The sequence below is a fragment of the Pantoea sp. GbtcB22 genome (assembly GCF_019091025.1).
GTDB classification, from domain to species: domain Bacteria; phylum Pseudomonadota; class Gammaproteobacteria; order Enterobacterales; family Enterobacteriaceae; genus Pantoea; species Pantoea leporis.
Genome location: NZ_JAGXKB010000769.1, coordinates 1 through 239 on the forward strand (window position 1 = coordinate 1; position 239 = coordinate 239).

Consider the following 239-nt stretch of genomic DNA (forward strand, 5'->3'; position numbering starts at 1 on the left):
TATTCCGCTCGGCGACATCCGTCTCGCCGTCAATCACCTGTGCGTCAAACACAAAGTGCGTCCCAGCCGCCTGTCGGTGCGGGCCGGCGAGATTGTCGGGCTGGCGGGGCTGGTCGGCGCCGGACGCTGCGAACTGGCGCAGCTGATTTTTGGTGTGCATCAACCGAGCGGCGGTGAGATCTGGATCGACGGCGTGAGAGTGCAGATTCACTCGCCGCGCGACGCCATCGCACGCGGCA

The 239-nt window shown here is 65.7% G+C and carries 1 protein-coding gene; it reads left to right on the forward strand.

Translation table 11 applies throughout. The features are described from left to right. The coding region (locus KVT28_RS26630; RefSeq protein ID WP_217551310.1) for an ATP-binding cassette domain-containing protein at positions 1-239 on the forward strand (239 nt) is incomplete at both ends.